15 protein-coding genes are annotated in these 17,854 nt (G+C 47.2%); 7 read left to right on the top strand and 8 right to left on the bottom strand.

Annotation, left to right across the window (positions count from 1 at the left end):
- Positions 1 to 385 precede the first annotated feature (385 nt).
- On the bottom strand, positions 386 to 1,468 hold the full coding sequence (locus AC50YG_RS30110) for an HD-GYP domain-containing protein (RefSeq protein WP_341280294.1): 1,083 nt from the start codon (positions 1,466 to 1,468) through the stop codon (positions 386 to 388).
- A 42-nt stretch (positions 1,469 to 1,510) separates the two neighbouring features.
- Complete coding sequence (gyrA, locus tag AC50YG_RS30105; protein WP_341280293.1) at positions 1,511 to 4,015, bottom strand: DNA gyrase subunit A; 2,505 nt, start codon at positions 4,013 to 4,015, stop codon at positions 1,511 to 1,513.
- A gap of 257 nt (positions 4,016 to 4,272) precedes the next feature.
- Between gyrA and AC50YG_RS30100 the strand changes: the two genes are divergently transcribed.
- Entirely contained in the window at positions 4,273 to 5,034 is a 762-nt protein-coding gene (locus AC50YG_RS30100) for a YheC/YheD family protein (protein ID WP_341280292.1), read from the top strand.
- A 139-nt stretch (positions 5,035 to 5,173) separates the two neighbouring features.
- Here the strand turns inward: AC50YG_RS30100 and gyrB are convergent, their stop codons facing one another.
- The 6 genes from gyrB to dnaA all read right to left on the bottom strand — a co-directional run bounded on the left by gyrB (position 5,174) and on the right by dnaA (position 11,606).
- Entirely contained in the window at positions 5,174 to 7,093 is a 1,920-nt protein-coding gene (gene gyrB / locus AC50YG_RS30095) for a DNA topoisomerase (ATP-hydrolyzing) subunit B (protein WP_473756103.1), read from the bottom strand.
- Positions 7,094 to 7,146: 53 nt separating this feature from the next.
- Entirely contained in the window at positions 7,147 to 7,398 is a 252-nt protein-coding gene (gene remB / locus AC50YG_RS30090; protein ID WP_028608695.1) for an extracellular matrix regulator RemB, read from the bottom strand.
- 27 nt (positions 7,399 to 7,425) lie between these two features.
- Positions 7,426 to 8,538, bottom strand: a complete 1,113-nt coding sequence (gene recF / locus AC50YG_RS30085) for a DNA replication/repair protein RecF (protein ID WP_341280290.1) — start codon at positions 8,536 to 8,538, stop codon at positions 7,426 to 7,428.
- A 32-nt stretch (positions 8,539 to 8,570) separates the two neighbouring features.
- Positions 8,571 to 8,786, bottom strand: coding sequence for a S4 domain-containing protein YaaA (gene yaaA / locus AC50YG_RS30080; RefSeq protein WP_341280289.1), 216 nt, complete (start codon positions 8,784 to 8,786; stop codon positions 8,571 to 8,573).
- Between the two features lie 67 nt (positions 8,787 to 8,853).
- Positions 8,854 to 9,996, bottom strand: a complete 1,143-nt coding sequence (gene dnaN, locus AC50YG_RS30075; RefSeq protein ID WP_341280288.1) for a DNA polymerase III subunit beta — start codon at positions 9,994 to 9,996, stop codon at positions 8,854 to 8,856.
- Between the two features lie 257 nt (positions 9,997 to 10,253).
- The gene (dnaA, locus tag AC50YG_RS30070; RefSeq protein ID WP_056036004.1) at positions 10,254 to 11,606 is read right to left on the bottom strand and encodes a chromosomal replication initiator protein DnaA; all 1,353 of its coding nucleotides are present in this window, start codon (positions 11,604 to 11,606) and stop codon (positions 10,254 to 10,256) included.
- A gap of 523 nt (positions 11,607 to 12,129) precedes the next feature.
- Between dnaA and rpmH the strand changes: the two genes are divergently transcribed.
- The 6 genes from rpmH (at position 12,130) to mnmG (ending at position 17,854) form a co-directional block, all read left to right on the top strand.
- On the top strand, positions 12,130 to 12,264 hold the full coding sequence (gene rpmH / locus AC50YG_RS30065; RefSeq protein ID WP_074904820.1) for a 50S ribosomal protein L34: 135 nt from the start codon (positions 12,130 to 12,132) through the stop codon (positions 12,262 to 12,264).
- An 87-nt stretch (positions 12,265 to 12,351) separates the two neighbouring features.
- The gene (gene rnpA / locus AC50YG_RS30060) at positions 12,352 to 12,693 is read left to right on the top strand and encodes a ribonuclease P protein component (RefSeq protein ID WP_338553775.1); all 342 of its coding nucleotides are present in this window, start codon (positions 12,352 to 12,354) and stop codon (positions 12,691 to 12,693) included.
- Positions 12,694 to 12,998: 305 nt separating this feature from the next.
- Positions 12,999 to 13,832 (top strand): membrane protein insertase YidC, encoded by an 834-nt coding sequence (yidC, locus tag AC50YG_RS30055; RefSeq protein WP_341280287.1) that lies wholly within the window; start codon positions 12,999 to 13,001, stop codon positions 13,830 to 13,832.
- Complete coding sequence (gene jag, locus AC50YG_RS30050; protein WP_494832386.1) at positions 13,829 to 14,452, top strand: RNA-binding cell elongation regulator Jag/EloR; 624 nt, start codon at positions 13,829 to 13,831, stop codon at positions 14,450 to 14,452. The genes yidC and jag overlap by 4 nt, the downstream gene beginning before the upstream one ends.
- 71 nt (positions 14,453 to 14,523) lie before the next feature.
- Complete coding sequence (gene mnmE / locus AC50YG_RS30045) at positions 14,524 to 15,903, top strand: tRNA uridine-5-carboxymethylaminomethyl(34) synthesis GTPase MnmE (RefSeq protein ID WP_494832384.1); 1,380 nt, start codon at positions 14,524 to 14,526, stop codon at positions 15,901 to 15,903.
- Between the two features lie 64 nt (positions 15,904 to 15,967).
- A complete protein-coding gene (gene mnmG / locus AC50YG_RS30040) occupies positions 15,968 to 17,854 on the top strand; it encodes a tRNA uridine-5-carboxymethylaminomethyl(34) synthesis enzyme MnmG (RefSeq protein ID WP_494832382.1) in 1,887 nt (628 codons plus the stop codon).

Genomic DNA, 17,854 nt, shown 5'->3' with positions numbered 1-17,854 from the left:
CATTTAGGTGTTTGACTTGCTCATTACTTTTTTGTATCGCTTTACATTAACCGAAGTTAATGTGGCAGTTTCACTCGTTGTTCAGTTTTCAAAGAACAATTTCTCTTGCTTACGTTTCGTTCTTGTCTGCCGTATGTCTCAGCGGCGACTCATATAATATATCACGGGTGCCTATACCAATGCAAGTGTTTTTTTAAAAAAATATCATTTCTTTTTCAAATAGCGTTTTTCCTTGCAGCTTCAAGCCTTGAATCCCTTGTATATAAAGGGATAAAGCCGCCCAGCACTTACTCTGGACGGCTTTAATTAACTATTACATTTACGTTTTGACGACCTATACTCTCAATAATAGTAGCTAATTAAGCTTTATCTATTCCATCTGTACTTAGGATGGAATAACCTCATTGATATGTAGATGCCGTTCTACCGTTAAGTTAATAATAGATCCCTCAATGGAAACCCATGGTCTAGTTGGATGCACATGATCAGAAAACACGATCTCTCCTACCCGTTCATCACTAAGCCTAACCTTCGTTCCATTATGGAACTGCGTAACCTTCTCGACAAACACTCGAACATAAGTCGGATCAAGCTTGCCGAAAGCGTCGCTCTGGATCTGCTCTAGAACAAGATATGGCGAGACTGCCTTACGATAAGACTTGTTCAAGGTCATAGCGTGAAAAATATCAGCTATTGCTACAATCTTCCCGTACGGATGGATTTTAGCTGCATCAATGCCAAGAGGGTAACCCGTTCCGTCTACCCGTTCATGATGCTGAAGAGCTGCGAGCTTGGCGCCATCGTTCAGAGATGCTACATTTTTGAGCATTTGGTAGCCCAGCACGGTATGCCGTTTCATCTCTTCCAGCTCTTCTACGGTTAACGCAGTCGGTTTAGAAAGAATCGAACGATCAATACGCGTGTTCCCAAAATCATGAAGCAAGCCGCCAAGAGCAACCTGCATCCATTCTTTTTGAGGAAAGCCGTTCCACTGCGCAATAAGATAAGAAGTAAGTGCACACGCAATGCTGTTATGAAGCAAATAGTCACGCTCCATAAAACTGCGCGGCACAAACGTCAAAATCTGATAGTTCTTAATATGCTGCAGCAAATTCTCCATCTGATTGCGAATATCCATAATAGGGATGCCTTGCGGCGCCGCATGATCATTAAAGACTTGTCTCAGCAGCACCAGCATCTTGTCATATTCATCATGCAGGGAAGAAGCAGCAAACGGCTTATCGTCCACTTGCTTGGAGGCAGCGCCTGCTTTGGCATCTTCCGACGCTTTAGCAGGAGCTGCTGGTCCATCAACGGCCACGTTTGAAATGATGAAAGCTCTCAAAATTTCTAGCTCGCGGCCAGCAATAACCTTGCCTTTTTGAAGTAGTACCCGACCTAACGGGGTAAGGACATCTTCACTAATCTTATCGCCTAACTTCACTTGTGATAAAGTCACCGTTGGCACAACGGTTCCCTCCCCATGTCCTGGATTCCCCTGATATAAAAACTATTCGTTCTCTTCGCTGTCTGAAGGCTGTGCAGCATCAAATTCAGTCGCTTCGCCTTCTTCCAGATCATCGCTTACTTCTTCACTGCGGGCAATACGAGTAACCGTTGCTACTGTATCTTCATCGCGGGTATTAATCAATTTAACGCCCTGCGTATTGCGGCCCATCGTAGAGATACCTTCCATGCTTGTCCGAATCAATGTGCCTGATGCAGTCATAATCATTAGATCCTCATCATTTACAACGACCTTCAAGCTGACAATCGGTCCGTTCTTATCCGTAACGTTAAGCGTCTTAATCCCTTTACCGCCACGGTTTTGAATACGATATTCGCTCATTGGCGTCCGTTTGCCATACCCTTTGGACGTAACAATCAGCACATCATTATCATTCATGACGATATCCATATCAATAACAGCATCGCTCTCATCAAGCTGGATACCCTTTACGCCTGTAGCCGAACGGCCCATAGAGCGCACGTCATTTTCAGAGAAACGAATCGACATGCCTTCCGCAGTTCCCATAACAATCTCCTGTTGACCGTCTGTCAGCTTGACGCCAATCAGATCATCATCTTCACGCAGCGAGATGGCAATGAGGCCGACTTTGCGAATGTTGATATAGTCATCGAGAGGCGTTTTCTTCACGACACCTTGACGGGTAGCGAAGAACAGATAATGATTCGGGTCAAAATCCTGTACAGGAATAACCGCATTAATCGTCTCGCCCTGCTCGATTTGAATTAAGTTAATAATCGGTGTACCGCGTGCTGTCCGGCTAAGATCAGGAATCTCATAAGCTTTCAGCTTGTACACCTTGCCTTTATTAGTAAAGAAGAGCAGGTAGTGATGCGTATTGGATACAAAAAGATGCTCGACGAAGTCATTGTCCTTCGTATCCATGCCAACGACACCTTTTCCGCCCCGCTTCTGGCTCCGATAAGTCGTAACCGGCAGGCGCTTGATATAGCCGCTGTGCGTAATGGAAATAATAACATCCTCGCGAGGAATCAAATCCTCATCCAGAATCTCCTCATCACTAGCCGTAATTTCCGTACGACGCTCATCGCCAAAACGATCTCTAATCTCATTGAGCTCTGTGCTAATAATAGCAAGCACGAGCTGCTCATCAGCGAGAATCGCTTTGAACTCGGCAATTTTCAATAGAAGCTCTGTATATTCTGCTTCAATCTTATCGCGTTCCAGACCTGTAAGGCGCTGCAAACGCATATCGAGAATGGCTTGTGCCTGCTCGTGGCTTAGATCGAATCGAGTGATCAAGCCTTCACGTGCTATTTCCGCTGTTTGGGAACCGCGTATCAACGCAATAACCTCATCCAGATGATCAAGCGCAATCCGATAGCCCTCCAAAATATGAGCGCGGGCTTCGGCTTTCTTCAAATCGTATTCCGTACGGCGACGAATAACCTCGATTTGATGCTGCAAATAATGATAGAGTACTTCGCGCAAATTCAACGTCTTCGGCTCGCCATTTACGAGAGCAAGCATATTAATGCCGAAGTTGGATTGCATTTGCGTCTGTTTGTATAGGTTGTTGAGCACTACGCTAGGATTCACGTCGCGGCGAAGCTCGATAACTACCCGCATACCATTACGATCAGACTCATCACGCAAATCCGTAATGCCGTCGATCTTCTTCTCCCGAACGAGCTCAGCAATTTTCTCAACGAGACGGGCTTTATTTACTTGATAAGGCAGCTCATACACGATAATACGCGCTTTGTTGCCATTCTCTTCAATCATTGCGCGCGCTCGCATAGTCACCGTTCCACGACCCGTCAAATAAGCTTGACGAATGCCGCTTAGTCCCATAACAATACCTGCCGTTGGGAAATCAGGTCCTTTTACAAAATCGATTAATTCAAGCGGTGTAATATCCGGATTCGCAATCAATGCCTGTACACCGTCAATAACTTCCCCCAAATTATGCGGAGGAATGTTCGTGGCCATACCTACAGCTATCCCTGTTACACCATTGACTAGCAGGTTAGGAAAACGCGCCGGCAATACCGCAGGCTCCTTCTCTTCACCGTCATAGTTCGGAATGAAATTCACTGTTTCCTTGTTAAGGTCACGCAGCAGCTCCATTGCAATCTTCGATAGACGAGCTTCCGTGTAACGCATAGCTGCTGCCATGTCGCCATCAACCGAACCGAAGTTGCCGTGACCATCTACCATCATGTACCTCATTGAGAAATCCTGTGCCATACGCACCATAGACTCATACACAGCCGAATCACCGTGAGGATGATACTTACCGATGACTTCGCCTACAATCCTTGCGGATTTTTTGTGTGGCTTGTCCGGTGACATCCCAAGCTCCGACATTGCGAATAAAATCCGGCGATGAACAGGCTTGAGTCCATCCCTTACATCGGGCAATGCGCGACTTACGATAATACTCATTGCATAGTCCATAAAGGAATCGCGCATTTCCGTGCCTATATCACGGTCTTTAATCTGCGAATATTGTTCTTCCGCCATGCTTTACCTCCCTGACGTCTATCTGCAAACCTGTAAACATCATTGTCTCTCTAGTTCTTTCTCAAATAAGACGATACTAAACCTAAATTCCACGAACATAGCCGAAAAAATAGGTTAAATACCGTATTCCGTAACGCTCCGATTGCCATAAACTAAACAAATCCAACTTTTATTATACCACTCATTCTAAACTCTGTCTCCTGCCGGAATAAGAAACGATAGGCTCAGGCAGTGATTCAAAGAAAGGGGAATCAAGCTTGTCTATACAACGCGTTACTAGCAAATGGGCTAAAACACAGGTGCTCCTGCGCTCCGAACATTTACGTGAATACATGCCTGCTACCGAGCTGTTCAGCAAAGAAAGCCTGCTTGCTATGCTCACCCAATACAGCATGGTTTATGTAAAACCCGTCAATGGCACCTTTGGAAAAGGGGTCATTCGAGTCGAGCAATATGCCGCTCCAGGCCGAGGCTTCCGATACCAGATTGAAACCAGTGTCCGCACGTTCGCAACCTTCGACCAATTGTACAACAGCCTTTATCCCTATCAAGTGGGCAAACGCTACCTCGTACAAAGAGGAATATTCCTGCTTCGCCATCAGAAGCGGCGCTTTGATATCCGCGTGATGGTACAGAAAAATCCGCAAGGCAGCTGGGAAGCAACGGGCATCATCGGTCGTCTCGCCCATCCTGCAAAAATCGTCACCAACTACCATAGCGGTGGCACGCCAATGCCTTTCGAACAGCTCATGAATGGTCATCTGTCCGCAACGGAGCAGCAAGCGTATAGACAGCGTTTGAACAAGCTAAGCCTATCCATCGTCCACCAGCTGCATCAGGCTTATCCGCGAATTAAAGAAATCGGTGTCGATATTGCAATCGATACGAGGCTGCGCCCGTGGATATTAGAGGTCAATACCTGCCCCGATCCTTTTATTTTCCGCAAGCTTCCCGACAAGTCCGTGTTTCGAAAAATATATCGTTACGCCGTTGCCTATGGCCGGTATAAAAGAAAATAGCCGCTGCTAGTGCATATCCTCATACTGCGCGCAAGGCTCCGTATAAAAACACATTCTAGAAACGGCTATTTATAATTTAAAAGCGGCAAGCTATGCCGCTGTACTTAAAAGATTCAGCGAGTAATGAATCAAAGAAAAGCTAAATGTCGAGATTTTTAACACTTAAAGCATATTGCTGGATGAAGTTACGACGCGGCTCAACATTGTCGCCCATCAGCGTATCAAAAATCGTATCAGCTTCAATGGCGTCATCAATCGTTACTTGAAGCATGGAACGGCTTTCCGGATCCATCGTGGTTTCCCAGAGCTGGACAGCATCCATCTCACCCAAGCCTTTATACCGCTGAATGTTAATTTTGCCGGTTTGGCCGAACTCCGCAATAATTGCATCACGTTCCTTCTCGTTCTGCGCATAACGAATGACCTTGTTGCGCTCGACTTTATAGAGCGGCGGCTGGGCGATATAAATATAGCCCGCTTCGAGAATTTTGCGCATGTAGCGATAGAAGAACGTCAGCAACAGCGTACGAATATGTGCGCCGTCAACGTCGGCATCGGTCATAATAATGACCTTGTGATAACGTGCCTTCGCCAAATCGAAGTCCTCGCTGATGCCCGTTCCAAGCGCTGTAATAATCGCCCGAATTTCTGCATTGCCGAGAATTCGGTCGAGTCTTGCGCGCTCAACGTTCAGGATCTTACCACGCAGAGGCAATATCGCCTGGAAGTGACGGTCACGGCCTTGCTTAGCCGAACCACCGGCCGAGTCACCTTCTACGATGTACAGCTCGCTGATTGCCGCATCCTTGGAGGAGCAATCCGCCAGCTTACCTGGAAGCGAGCTGACTTCAAGCGCACTCTTACGGCGCGTCAGCTCACGCGCTTTGCGTGCTGCTTCACGTGCTCTAGCTGCTTGAAGGCCTTTTTCTACAATTTTGCGAGATACAGCCGGGTTCTCATCGAGAAACTCCTGAAGCTTCTCTGCAAGCAGCGATTCGACGATACCGCGAACCTCGCTGTTGCCTAGCTTAGTTTTCGTTTGTCCTTCGAATTGCGGCTCAGGAATTTTGACCGAAATAATCGCTGTCAAGCCTTCGCGCACATCATCACCGGAGAAATTGGAATCATTGTCCTTCAGCAAGTTCGTTTTGCGGGCGTAGTCATTAATAACCCGCGTGAGCGCACTTTTGAAGCCGGACTCATGCGTTCCACCCTCATGGGTATTAATATTATTCGCGAACGAATAAATATTTTCGCTATAGCCGTCGTTATACTGGAGGCCCAGCTCTACCTGAATATGATCCTTGGAGCCCTCAACATAAATCGGCGATTCATGGAGCGCTTCCTTGTTCCGGTTCAAATACTGAACGAACTCATTAAGGCCGCCTTCGTATCTGAATGTGTTTGTCATTCCCGTACGCTCGTCAGTCAGCGTAAGTTCAATTCCTTTATTTAGAAAAGCAAGCTCCCGAATCCGGGACTGCAAAATATCGTATTCATAAACCGTCGTCTCGGTAAAAATCTCCGGGTCCGGCTTAAAGCGAATCGTCGTCCCTGTATCCTCCGGCGACGTCTCTCCAATGACCTTAATATCTGATTCCGGAGCTCCGCGGCGATATTCCTGCTGGTGAATTTTCCCCTTCAGCTTGACGGTTGCAACTACATGCTCCGACAAAGCGTTGACGACAGAAACACCAACCCCGTGCAAACCGCCGGAAACTTTATAGCCTTCTCCGCCAAATTTACCGCCGGCATGAAGCACCGTCATAACGACTTCAAGCGTAGATTTCTTCAGCTTGGCGTTCTCGCCGACAGGGATACCCCGTCCGTTATCGACAACGGTAATACTGTTATCTTCATGAATCGTCACATTTATTTCAGTACAATAGCCAGCAAGCGCTTCATCGATACTGTTATCGACAACTTCCCATACGAGATGGTGGAGTCCCTTGCTGCTTGTGGAGCCAATATACATACCAGGGCGCTTGCGGACTGCTTCCAGTCCCTCTAGCACCTGGATCTGACTCTCGTCATACGTATGCTGCGGATTCAAAGACATTAATGCTCACTGCTCCTCTCAACTGCTCTTGCTACACGTTATTCTAGCCCTTGTCAGCCATTCGCTACAAAATGATGAGCTCGCTTCTTCAAGGTAGAGGATGAAATTGGCGAATAATAGATTTTCTGCTTCGTCACAACGATGGATTTCGGCTCCTCTTCGCCAATCGTCTCCACGTCCTTGCGCTTGCGAGCGCCTGCAACGAACTGCTTGGATAACTTGGAGGATTGCTCTATGGATATATCGAAAATGGCTACCAGCTCGGCAGCCCGAATAATTTTCTCGCCGCCCAAATGGATATACATGCTCCCCCGCCTCCCGATCGTTTGCGCTTATCCGCGCGTCACTTGGCCTTCACGCACATTATAGATACAAGCGTCCTGCAGCTTGCTAATATTGACGCTCTCAAGCCCGGTTGTCGTGATGAACGTCTGCACCTTGCTCTGAAATGTTTCTATGAGCTGCGTCTGCCGGTGCTGGTCAAGCTCAGACAGAACATCATCAAGAAGCAGCAGCGGATATTCCCCAATCTCCTCAGCAATCAGCTCAATTTCTGCCAGCTTTAGCGAGAGTGCGGTTGTGCGCTGCTGTCCCTGGGAACCATATACAGATGCCTCTTTGCCGTTAATAAAAAAGGCCAAATCATCGCGATGCGGCCCAACGAGCGACATCCCTCTGCGAATCTCCTGCTCTTTCACTTGTGTTAACTTTATCATAAATTGCTCAAATAAAACAGATTCATCTTCCGGCTCGCCGCTGCCAAGCGATGGGCAGTAGGTAATTGTGAGCTGTTCGCTGCCGGCCGTGATGCCAGAATGGATCTGCTCAGCCCAGCGCTGCAGTTTATGTATGAAGTGTTCCCTTTTTTTCATAATTTTAACACCTAGCTCAGCGAGCTGTGTATTCCATACATCCAGCATCGTCTGCTGCATGGAGCCAGGAGAAGCAGACTTCAGGTAGTTATTGCGCTGTACAAGCACCTTGCCGTATTGCTGAAGGGTATGCAAATAACCGGGCTGCACCTGACCGATTTCCATATCCAGAAACCGTCTGCGTACACCCGGCGTGCCTTTTACAATTTCGAGATCCTCCGGCGCGAACATAACTACATTCAGCGACCCGATGAAGTTGCTCAGCTTGCGCTGCTCGAGCCCGTTAATTTTCGCTTTCTTGCCCTGTGTCGACAGCAGCAGCTCAAGCTGCGCCGTGCCATAACGCTTATCTACCGTGCCTTGCAAGCGAGCCGAATCCGCTTCCCAGCCAATCAGCTCCTTATCCTTGGACGTACGGTGCGATTTGGTGAGGGCAAGCGCAAATATTGCTTCCAGCAAATTCGTCTTGCCCTGGGCGTTCGGACCGACGAACAGATTGACCTGATTACTCGTCTCCAGCTCAAGCTGTCCGTAGTTGCGGTAATTTTGCAAATGAATATTTTTTAAAAACACGTCTGCTGCCCCTCCCGGTCCTTAGCTAATCATTATGAACCGGTAACAGTAAAGATGCCGAAGCCTTCTACTTCGACACGGTCCCCGACATACAGCTTGCGTCCACGTCTGTTATCCGTCTCGCCGTTGATCGTAATCTTGTTCTCCTGCAGAAAAAATTTAGCTTGTCCACCTGTGGATATACAATCCGATAGCTTTAAAAACTGCCCCAACGGAATATATTCGGTGCGAATGGCAACTTCCTTCATCGTGGCTTGCCCACCTTCCTCTTCTCGAGCTCTATCTAAAATTTCCGCAAGCACTCTCGCGAGGCTGCTACGTTGTTGTCCGGTAAGGCAAAATAACGTACATGTTGTACGAATGATCGGTCGGCTTAATGATAATCGGGCTCATAGCACCTGTAAAGCCGATGAAAATTTGCTCGCTGTCAATTACTTTGAGCACATCAAGCATAAATTTGGAGTTGAATGAGATGCGCAGCGGCTCGCCTTCAAATTTTTTGGCATCGATCTGCTCTGTTACGCGGCCAAGCTCGGTCGAGCTTGAGGAAATTTCGATCGAATTGTCATCAAGCGTAATCAGACGCACAATATTCGTCTTCTCCTCACGCGACATCAAATAAGCGCGGTCGATCGCATCCATCAAATTTTTTGTATCGACGACAAGTTCTGTTTTATACGTCTGCGGAATAATCTTTGAAGTATCTGGGTACATGCCATCAAGCATACGTGTGTAGAACAGCACATTGCCGAGCTTGAACATCACTTGGTTGTCAGCTACGACGATATCCACGAGCGCATTATGCTCAGGGACAAGCTTTGAAAGTTCGACCAATGTTTTTGCAGCAATAATGACATTGGAGAAACGATATTCAGGATCGGTTTCGGTATGCGCATTGCGGCTCGCCAGACGGTGGCGGTCTGTTGCTATAAATTTCAGCTGCTGGTTGTTAAGCGTCCATAATACGCCGGTTAATACAGCCGTTTGCTCATTGGTGGATGCGGCTAGCACCGTTTGGCGGATCATCGTTTTCAACAAATCGCCTGGCATTTGAAATAAACCGTTCTCTTCAATAGACGGCAAAATTGGGAATTCCTCTGGATCAAGACCAACCATCTGGATGTCAGAGGAGCCGGAGCGGATCATCGTTTGAAACTGGGCGCCAACTTGAATTTCAACATTATCGGATGGCAGTTTTTTTATAATCTCGACAAAAAATTTAGCTGGGAGTACAACGCTTCCCGGTTTATCCACATGTGCAATAAATAAATTATCGCGTTCTACCGGGATGAAGCTCTGAATAGATATTTCAGTATCGCTTGCTGTTAAGGTTACACCCTGATGGGTAACATCTATTTTGATTCCGCCAAGAATCGGTATGGCTGGTCTGGAGGAGATTGCTTTTGCTACCTGCTGGATCGCATCGTTTAGTTCATTTTTTGAAATCGTTAATTTCATAATTTCTCTCCTATATCCGCAGGGAGACATCGCGAATCATAGTGGATGTTCCACGAATGTCTTATTCCGCTTATGGATGATGTTTTTTTAAAGATTTTTTAGTAGTCGTAGTAGTAGGGGGCCTGAATATGTGGATAAGTGGGACAAGCGCTGATAGATCAAGCCTATCCACATGTGTATAGACTGTGTATAGGCTTGTGTTCGTTTTCCGTATAAAAGTGGATAACTTTTCAGCACAATTTGCTCTGCATAACGGCTTACGTATGATTTTTGATTTTTTCAGTCAGGTTTTGCAATATTTTGTACAAGTCCTGATCGATTTTAAGCTGCTGCGTAATTTTCTCATGGGCATGAATGACTGTTGTATGGTCCCGCCCGCCAAAAGCTTCGCCGATCTTTGGCAGCGAGTGGTCCGTAAGCTCTCGAGAGAGGTACATGGCGATTTGCCGCGGATATGCCACAGCTTTCGTCCGTTTGCGCGCCTTAAACTCCTCAAGCCGCAGCCCATAAAACTCCCCGACCTTCTGCTGGATCTCGTTAATGGTAATCAGCTTCGGCCGGCTTGAAGGAATAATATCCTTGAGCGCTTCAGCTGCCAAATGGGAGGAGATATCCTGATTAATGAGCGAGGAGTAAGCGACAACCCTGATCAGGGCGCCTTCCAGCTCACGAATATTCGTATCGATCTGGTTAGCGATATAAACCATCGCTTCATTGGGAATATCGAGATTTTCGGCCTTAGCCTTCTTGCGCAAAATAGCAATCCTCGTCTCCAGATCAGGCGCCTGGATATCGGTAATTAGACCCCATTCAAAGCGGGAACGAAGGCGCTCCTCCAGCGTCGGAATTTCCTTCGGCGTACGGTCGCTGGAAATGACGATTTGCTTGCGCTCTTCATGAAGCGCATTGAAGGTATGGAAAAACTCCTCCTGCGTCCCGTCTTTACCGGCCAAAAATTGAATATCGTCAATGAGCAAAACGTCGATATTCCGGTACTTATTGCGGAAGCTTTCCCCACGGTTGTCACGAATCGCGTTAATAAATTCATTGGTGAATTTCTCCGACGAAATATACATGATCTTCGTATTGGGATTGTGATCCTTAATATAGTGGCCGATTGCATGCATTAGATGCGTTTTTCCAAGGCCAACACCGCCGTAGAGAAACAGCGGATTGTAGGCTTTCGCCGGCGCTTCAGCTACCGCAAGCGATGCCGCATGGGCAAAGCGATTGTTGGCGCCGATAACGAATGTCTCGAACGTATATTTGGAATTCAGCACATGGGTATGGCTTTCTTCCTGTACGACGGGTACATCCATTGCTCTAGGCGGCATCATAGCTGCCGGCTCGGCGCTTCGCGCCTCTTCAATGGAAAAACGCACATCGACCTGTCTGCCTAGAAATTCAAACAGGGTTGTGCGAATTAGTTTTGTATAACGGCCTTCCAGCCATTCAGCTGCAAATGTTGTCGGTGCCGTAACTTCAAGCAAAGTATCATTCACGAACGAAGCTTTGGTTGCCTTAAACCAAGTATCAAAACTTGGCTTGCTCAGCTTCGTCTGAATAATTGACAACACTTGCTGCCATATATCATAAGCATGGCTGTCCACAGACGTCACTCCTTATCAAAATCGCCGAAACGGCGCAATTAAGCCATATTCTGTCGAATGAATGTCATTTTTCCAAGGAAAACATCCACAATATGAAGAAATGAAAACGGTTGAGTTATAAATAGGTGATTAACTTGTTCACATTTTTATCCACAGCCTGTTAATAAGATTGAGGATAAAGGGAAGGTATCCACATATAAAACATAACTATCATAGCAAAAGATCCCTTGTATTTCAACGGATTCGAAGATTTTATCCACATATTCAATAGCTTGTGTATAAAAGTTGCGCACAACACTAGATATTGTTTATATCTTGTTAAGATTTCGACAAAGTTCGTAAGTCCGCTGAAAAAGTTGTGCACAGCTTATTCATTTTCTGCAAAATCGCCGATTTCATTCATTTATCCACAGCTTTCAATTTATTGTTTGTAAGACGCAGGGTGAGTTGACTTTCTGAAGGGTACGTGCTTTAATTGAACTACCTGTTTTTTTTATGAAGAAGTACGGGAGGTGCAGAGTAAATGAGACCTACATTTAGACCGAATGTTAGCAAACGTAAAAAAGTGCATGGATTCCGCAAGCGGATGAGCACGAAAAACGGACGTAAAGTTTTGGCGGCGCGTCGTCAAAGAGGCAGAAAAGTTCTTAGCGCATAAGCAAAAGACCACGTCGGGTGGTCTTTTTTTTTGCCTTGCCGGCGATACTTTTGAACATAATATAGGAAAGAACGGTGAAATGGAGTCGTGCAAAGAAGATTGCGTCTGCGTAACCGTAGCGACTTTGGCCGGGTCTACCGGGGAGGCAGATCGTTCGCCAACGGGCAGTTCGTCGTATATTGGTCGAAGCAGCCTGTGGCGGAGCCTTTCCGACTGGGCATTTCAGCAAGCAAAAAAATCGGCAATGCGGTTGTTCGCAATCGGATGCGCCGCGTCATTAAAGAAATCATCAGGTTGAATGAGGCAAGGATCGTTCCAAAGGTCGATTTCATCATTATTGTTAGAAAGCCTGCGGTGGCGATGGAGACGAGCCAGATGGAAAAAAGCATTATGCATGTGCTAAGGAAGGCCGGGCTCCTCAAGCGTTAAGCGGAGACCGCTTTATGCCCATTGGTGACAGTTCGTTTCGTTTAGACGTAAGAGGTGTGCGGATAATAGAATTGGCTATCCCCATTAATATTAAAAACGGTTACATAGGTGACGAAATTACCTTATGCCATTCCTTTCTTTTGTCCTACCAATTATGGTATAGTTTAAAGGATGAGAAGGTATAGGAAATATGTCTGTAACGATGCAGATTTATCTCATGCGAAACTGCGTAGTTTGTGCTGAATGGCGACGAAACCGTTTAATGCTGGATAGGCGAAGCATCGGCTCTCAAGAGAGGAGTTTTCATGTTGTTTCGGAAAGAAAACCGTAAATGGCTTTTTGTTTTTGGCATGCTAATGACTATGGTAATCATTGCAGGCTGCGGGACGGAGATAGCTCAAACGACGAGCACGGAGGACTTGCTGAAAGGCGGTTTCTGGCAGCGTAATGTCGTTTACTATTTCGCGATTACCCTTGATACATTCGCAGATTGGTTTGCCGGATCGTATGGCTTGGCCATCCTGCTCATTACCATTATTGTAAGAACAGCCATTTTGCCGCTGACGATTAAGCAATATCGCAGCTCGAAGGCTATGCAGGCTTTGCAGCCGCAAATCGCAGAGATGAAGAAGAAATACAAGGATGACCCTAAAAAGCAGCAGGAAGAGACAATGAAACTGTTCCAGGCCAATCAGGTAAATCCGATGGCAGGATGTTTGCCACTCATTATACAGATGCCTGTATTTATCGCGCTCTATAATGCGATTTATATGAACCCTGAGGTGCGTACGCATGCTTTCTTGTGGTTGCAGCTAGGGGAGAAGGACCCTTATTACATTCTTCCCGTTATCGCCGCGGCGACAACTTTCATCCAATCGAAGATGATGCAGAAGCAGCAGACACAAACAATGCCTGGTATGGGAGCTATGCTCGCCATTTTCCCAGTATTGATTTTCGTCATGGCGATTAATTTCCCAGCAGCTCTGCCGCTTTACTGGATTTACAGCAACATTTACACAATTGTTCAAAACTATTTCTTGTATGTACGCAATGCTGAGAAAAAAGGCAATGACGATACAGGTACCAACGATAAACAATCTAAAGGTAAGGGTAAACGTAAGGGGGCCCTCGCGAAATGAAGAAAATCGTTGCATCAGGGAAAACGGTAGAAGAGGCTGTACAGAATGGTTTGACACAATTAAATGTGGCTGAGGATCGTGTGAGGGTAGCTGTTCTTGAGCAGCCGTCCAAAGGATTCCTCGGTTTGATCGGCGTGAAAGAAGCGAAAGTAGAACTGGAGCTTATTCCTGATCCAACAAGTGAAGCTGAGCAGTTCCTTCTGGAAGTAGCGAGCACAATGGGACTAGCTGTATCCGTTGAACGCAAGCAGACGAGGGAAGGCACGCAGCTTTCGATTTCAGGCGGGGGAGATCTCGGCATGTTAATCGGAAGGCGCGGGCAAACGCTCGATGCATTGCAGTACTTGGTTAATATTGTGGCAAACCGCTATTCGGACAGTCATCTTCGTATCGTACTTGATGCAGAGGATTTTCGCGAGCGCCGGCGCAAGACGCTGGAAGAGCTGTCGGAGCGCCTTGCGGGCAGAGTAATTCGCACGAAAAAAGAGGTCGTGCTGGAGCCGATGTCTTCCCATGAGCGGAAGGTCATTCATTCCCAGCTGCAAAATCATCCTCGTGTGAAGACATACAGCAAAGGTGATGAGCCGCATCGACGGATTGTCATTGCCCTGAAGTCATAAAGGTAGAACAGATTCGCAGCAATGGCTCCCATGGTCATTGCTGTTTTTCCATTTGAGAGGTGCTGAACACAATGATACAAGATACGATAGCCGCGATTTCAACCGCTGTTGGAGAGGGCGGTATTGCCATTATCCGCATAAGCGGTCCGAATGCAGTTGCCGGGACAGCTGTACTATTTCAAAGCCGAACCGATCTGCGCGAAGCAGACAGCCATACGGTGCATTATGGACATATCGTTCATCCAGCTACAGGCGAGCAGATTGAAGAGGTGCTGGTGACGCTAATGCGTGGGCCGCGTTCTTTTACAGCCGAGGATGTTGTGGAAATCAATGCTCATGGCGGCGTAGTCGCGGTTAAGAAGGTGCTCGATGTGGTGCTGATGCAGGAAGATATGCGATTAGCTGAGCCTGGCGAGTTTACGAAGCGGGCCTTTCTGAACGGGCGCATCGATTTAATGCAGGCGGAAGCGGTCATCGATCTTATTCGTTCAAAGTCGGATCGCGCTTTCTCCATCGCGCGCAAGCAAGCAGAAGGCTTGCTGTCTAAGCGGATTAAAGCGCTCAGGCAGACGGTCATTGAGCTGCTGGCGCATATTGAAGTGAATATTGATTATCCTGAGCATGATGTCGAGGAAATGACGACGGCTTATATTCGTGATCAAAGCCAAATTGCGCTGGATGAAATCGCTAAGCTTTTAAAAACAGCAAATGAAGGCAAAATATTAAGAGAAGGTATTATGACGGCAATCGTCGGCAGGCCGAACGTAGGCAAGTCATCATTGCTTAATATGCTGGCGCAGGAAAATAAAGCGATTGTGACCGATATTCCCGGCACAACGCGAGATGTCATAGAGGAATATGTCACGCTTAATAACATTCCGCTGCGGCTGCTTGATACGGCAGGCATTCGCGAGACGAGCGATCTCGTCGAGCAGCTTGGGGTGGAGCGGTCGCATACGGCACTTGCGGAAGCCGATCTTATTTTATTCGTGCTGAACTATAATGAGTCGCTGCATGCCGATGACCGTGAGCTGCTGGACCGAATGGCGGGTCGCCAAGTGGTATTGGTCATTAATAAAACCGACCTGCCAGGCAAGCTCGACATGGAAGAAATCGAGAAGCGTTTCAGCCCAGAAGCGATTGTCCGCATGTCGGTGCTGCAGGAAGCGGGCCTGGATTATTTGGAGAAGGCAATTAGCGGAATGTTTTTTGAAGGCAAGCTGGATTCCGGCGATTTGACCTACGTCAGCAATGTGCGGCATATTGCTTTATTAAAGAGGGCGCAGCGTTCGCTGCTTGATGGTATCGAGGCAGCTGAGGCGGGCATCCCGATTGATGTGATGCAAATTGACGTGCGTTCAGCTTGGGAGTCGCTTGGTGAGATTCTCGGGGATGCGGCCCACGATTCATTGATTGATCAAATCTTTTCACAATTTTGTTTGGGCAAATAATAAGCGATCAATAGCCTCCGGACGAACATCCATCAGGCTAGCAGCGCTTTGGGAGGTACTTGGAATGGGATACGAAGCAGGGCAATATGATGTTATCGTTATCGGTGCGGGGCATGCGGGCAGCGAAGCTGCGCTTGCGGCAGCGCGTATGGGCTGTGAGACGTTATTACTGACGATAAATTTGGATATGGTGGCCTTCATGCCATGCAATCCGTCGATTGGCGGACCGGCCAAAGGGCATGTCGTTCGTGAGCTGGACGCTTTAGGCGGTGAAATGGGCCGTAATATTGATAAAACCTTTATTCAAATGCGGATGCTGAATACAGGCAAAGGGCCTGCGGTTCACGCGCTTCGCGCACAGGCGGATAAGTTTGCCTACCAGCATGAAATGAAAAAGACGATTGAGGAGACGCCAAAGCTGACGCTGCGCCAAGGAATGGCAGAAGAACTGATGGTGGAGGAAGGCAAAATAGTGGGGCTTGTGACGAAAACAGGCGCGATCTATCGGTCGAAGACGATCGTCCTGACAACAGGCACCTATTTGCGCGGCAAAATCATTATGGGTGAGCTGATGTATGAGAGCGGCCCGAATAACCAGCAGCCTTCGCTGAAGCTGTCAGCAAGTCTGAAGGAGCATGGCTTCGAGCTGGTACGTTTCAAAACCGGTACGCCGCCACGCGTGCACAAGGATACAATTGATTTTACAAAGACAGAAATTCAACCGGGCGATGAGCAGCCGAAATTTTTCTCACATGAGACGATTTCCTCCAATAATGAGCAGCTTCCATGCTGGTTGACTTATACGTCGGAGCAAACACACAAAATCATTAACGATAATTTGCATCGTGCACCGATGTTTTCGGGAGCAATTGAAGGCACAGGCCCAAGATATTGTCCGTCGATCGAAGATAAAATTGTGCGTTTTGCCGATAAGCCAAAGCATCAGATTTTTCTGGAGCCGGAAGGTCTGCATACGTCGGAGTATTATGTACAAGGACTTTCCACAAGCATGCCGGAAGATGTCCAATTGGGCATTTTACGATCAATCCCAGGTTTGGAAAAAGTTGAAATGATGCGCAATGGCTATGCGATTGAATATGATGCAGTCGTGCCGACACAGCTATGGCCATCATTGGAGACAAAGGTCGTTGACGGGTTATTCACAGCTGGACAAATCAACGGTACTTCCGGTTATGAGGAAGCGGCTGGCCAAGGTGTTATTGCAGGCATAAACGCTGCTCGTAAAGTGCAAGGGAAAGAACCAGTCATTATTGCGCGTTCCCAAGGCTATATTGGCGTAATGATCGATGACCTAGTAACGAAGGGGACGAATGATCCTTATCGCTTGCTGACTTCCCGTGCAGAATATCGCTTACTGCTTCGCCATGACAACGCTGACCTGCGTCTGACTCCAATTGGCTATGAAATTGGTTTGATTTCGGAAGAGCGTTATGAAAGCTTTTTGAATAAAAAAGCATTGGTTGAACAAGAAATTGAAAGATTGCGCACGACAAAAGTGAAACCAGAGGAAGCGCTACCCGTATTAAAAGCTGCGGAATCAGCTGAAATCCCGTTTACGGTAGATGCGTTATCGCTGCTGCGCCGTCCAGAAATTACGTATGCGATGCTGGAAAGCATTACGCCTTCAGAGCTTGCTTTGACAGAGGAAATGAAGGAGCAGGTTGAAATTCAAATTAAGTATGCCGGATACATTGAGAAGCAGCTGTTGCAGGTTGAACGACTGAGCAAAATGGAGAAAAAACGGATACCGGATGATATCGATTATTTCGATGTGCAGGGGCTTGCTTCTGAAGCGAAGCAAAAGCTGTCGGACATCAGACCGTTGTCCATCGGTCAGGCTTCCAGGGTAGCTGGCGTAACGCCAGCTGATATTTCCATACTGCTCGTTTATTTAGAGCATTATAACCGCGTTGTAGCGGCGAGAGGATAG

The organism is Paenibacillus sp. J31R34 (assembly GCF_059383715.1).
This window is presented reverse-complemented; position numbering and strand designations above follow the sequence as displayed.

What these genes read in the sequence shown, in the direction of transcription:
- remB (WP_028608695.1), bottom strand. Translation starts at nt 7,398, where the DNA reads ATGTATATCCATTTGGGCGGCGAGAAAATTATTCGGGCTGCCGAGCTG.
- yidC (WP_341280287.1), top strand. Translation starts at nt 12,999, where the DNA reads ATGTTGTTTCGGAAAGAAAACCGTAAATGGCTTTTTGTTTTTGGCATG.
- mnmG (WP_494832382.1), top strand. Translation starts at nt 15,968, where the DNA reads ATGGGATACGAAGCAGGGCAATATGATGTTATCGTTATCGGTGCGGGG.
- gyrA (WP_341280293.1), bottom strand. Translation starts at nt 4,015, where the DNA reads ATGGCGGAAGAACAATATTCGCAGATTAAAGACCGTGATATAGGCACG.
- yaaA (WP_341280289.1), bottom strand. Translation starts at nt 8,786, where the DNA reads ATGAAGGAAGTTGCCATTCGCACCGAATATATTCCGTTGGGGCAGTTT.
- rpmH (WP_074904820.1), top strand. Translation starts at nt 12,130, where the DNA reads ATGAGACCTACATTTAGACCGAATGTTAGCAAACGTAAAAAAGTGCAT.
- dnaN (WP_341280288.1), bottom strand. Translation starts at nt 9,996, where the DNA reads ATGAAATTAACGATTTCAAAAAATGAACTAAACGATGCGATCCAGCAG.
- mnmE (WP_494832384.1), top strand. Translation starts at nt 14,524, where the DNA reads ATGATACAAGATACGATAGCCGCGATTTCAACCGCTGTTGGAGAGGGC.
- gyrB (WP_473756103.1), bottom strand. Translation starts at nt 7,093, where the DNA reads ATGTCTTTGAATCCGCAGCATACGTATGACGAGAGTCAGATCCAGGTG.
- jag (WP_494832386.1), top strand. Translation starts at nt 13,829, where the DNA reads ATGAAGAAAATCGTTGCATCAGGGAAAACGGTAGAAGAGGCTGTACAG.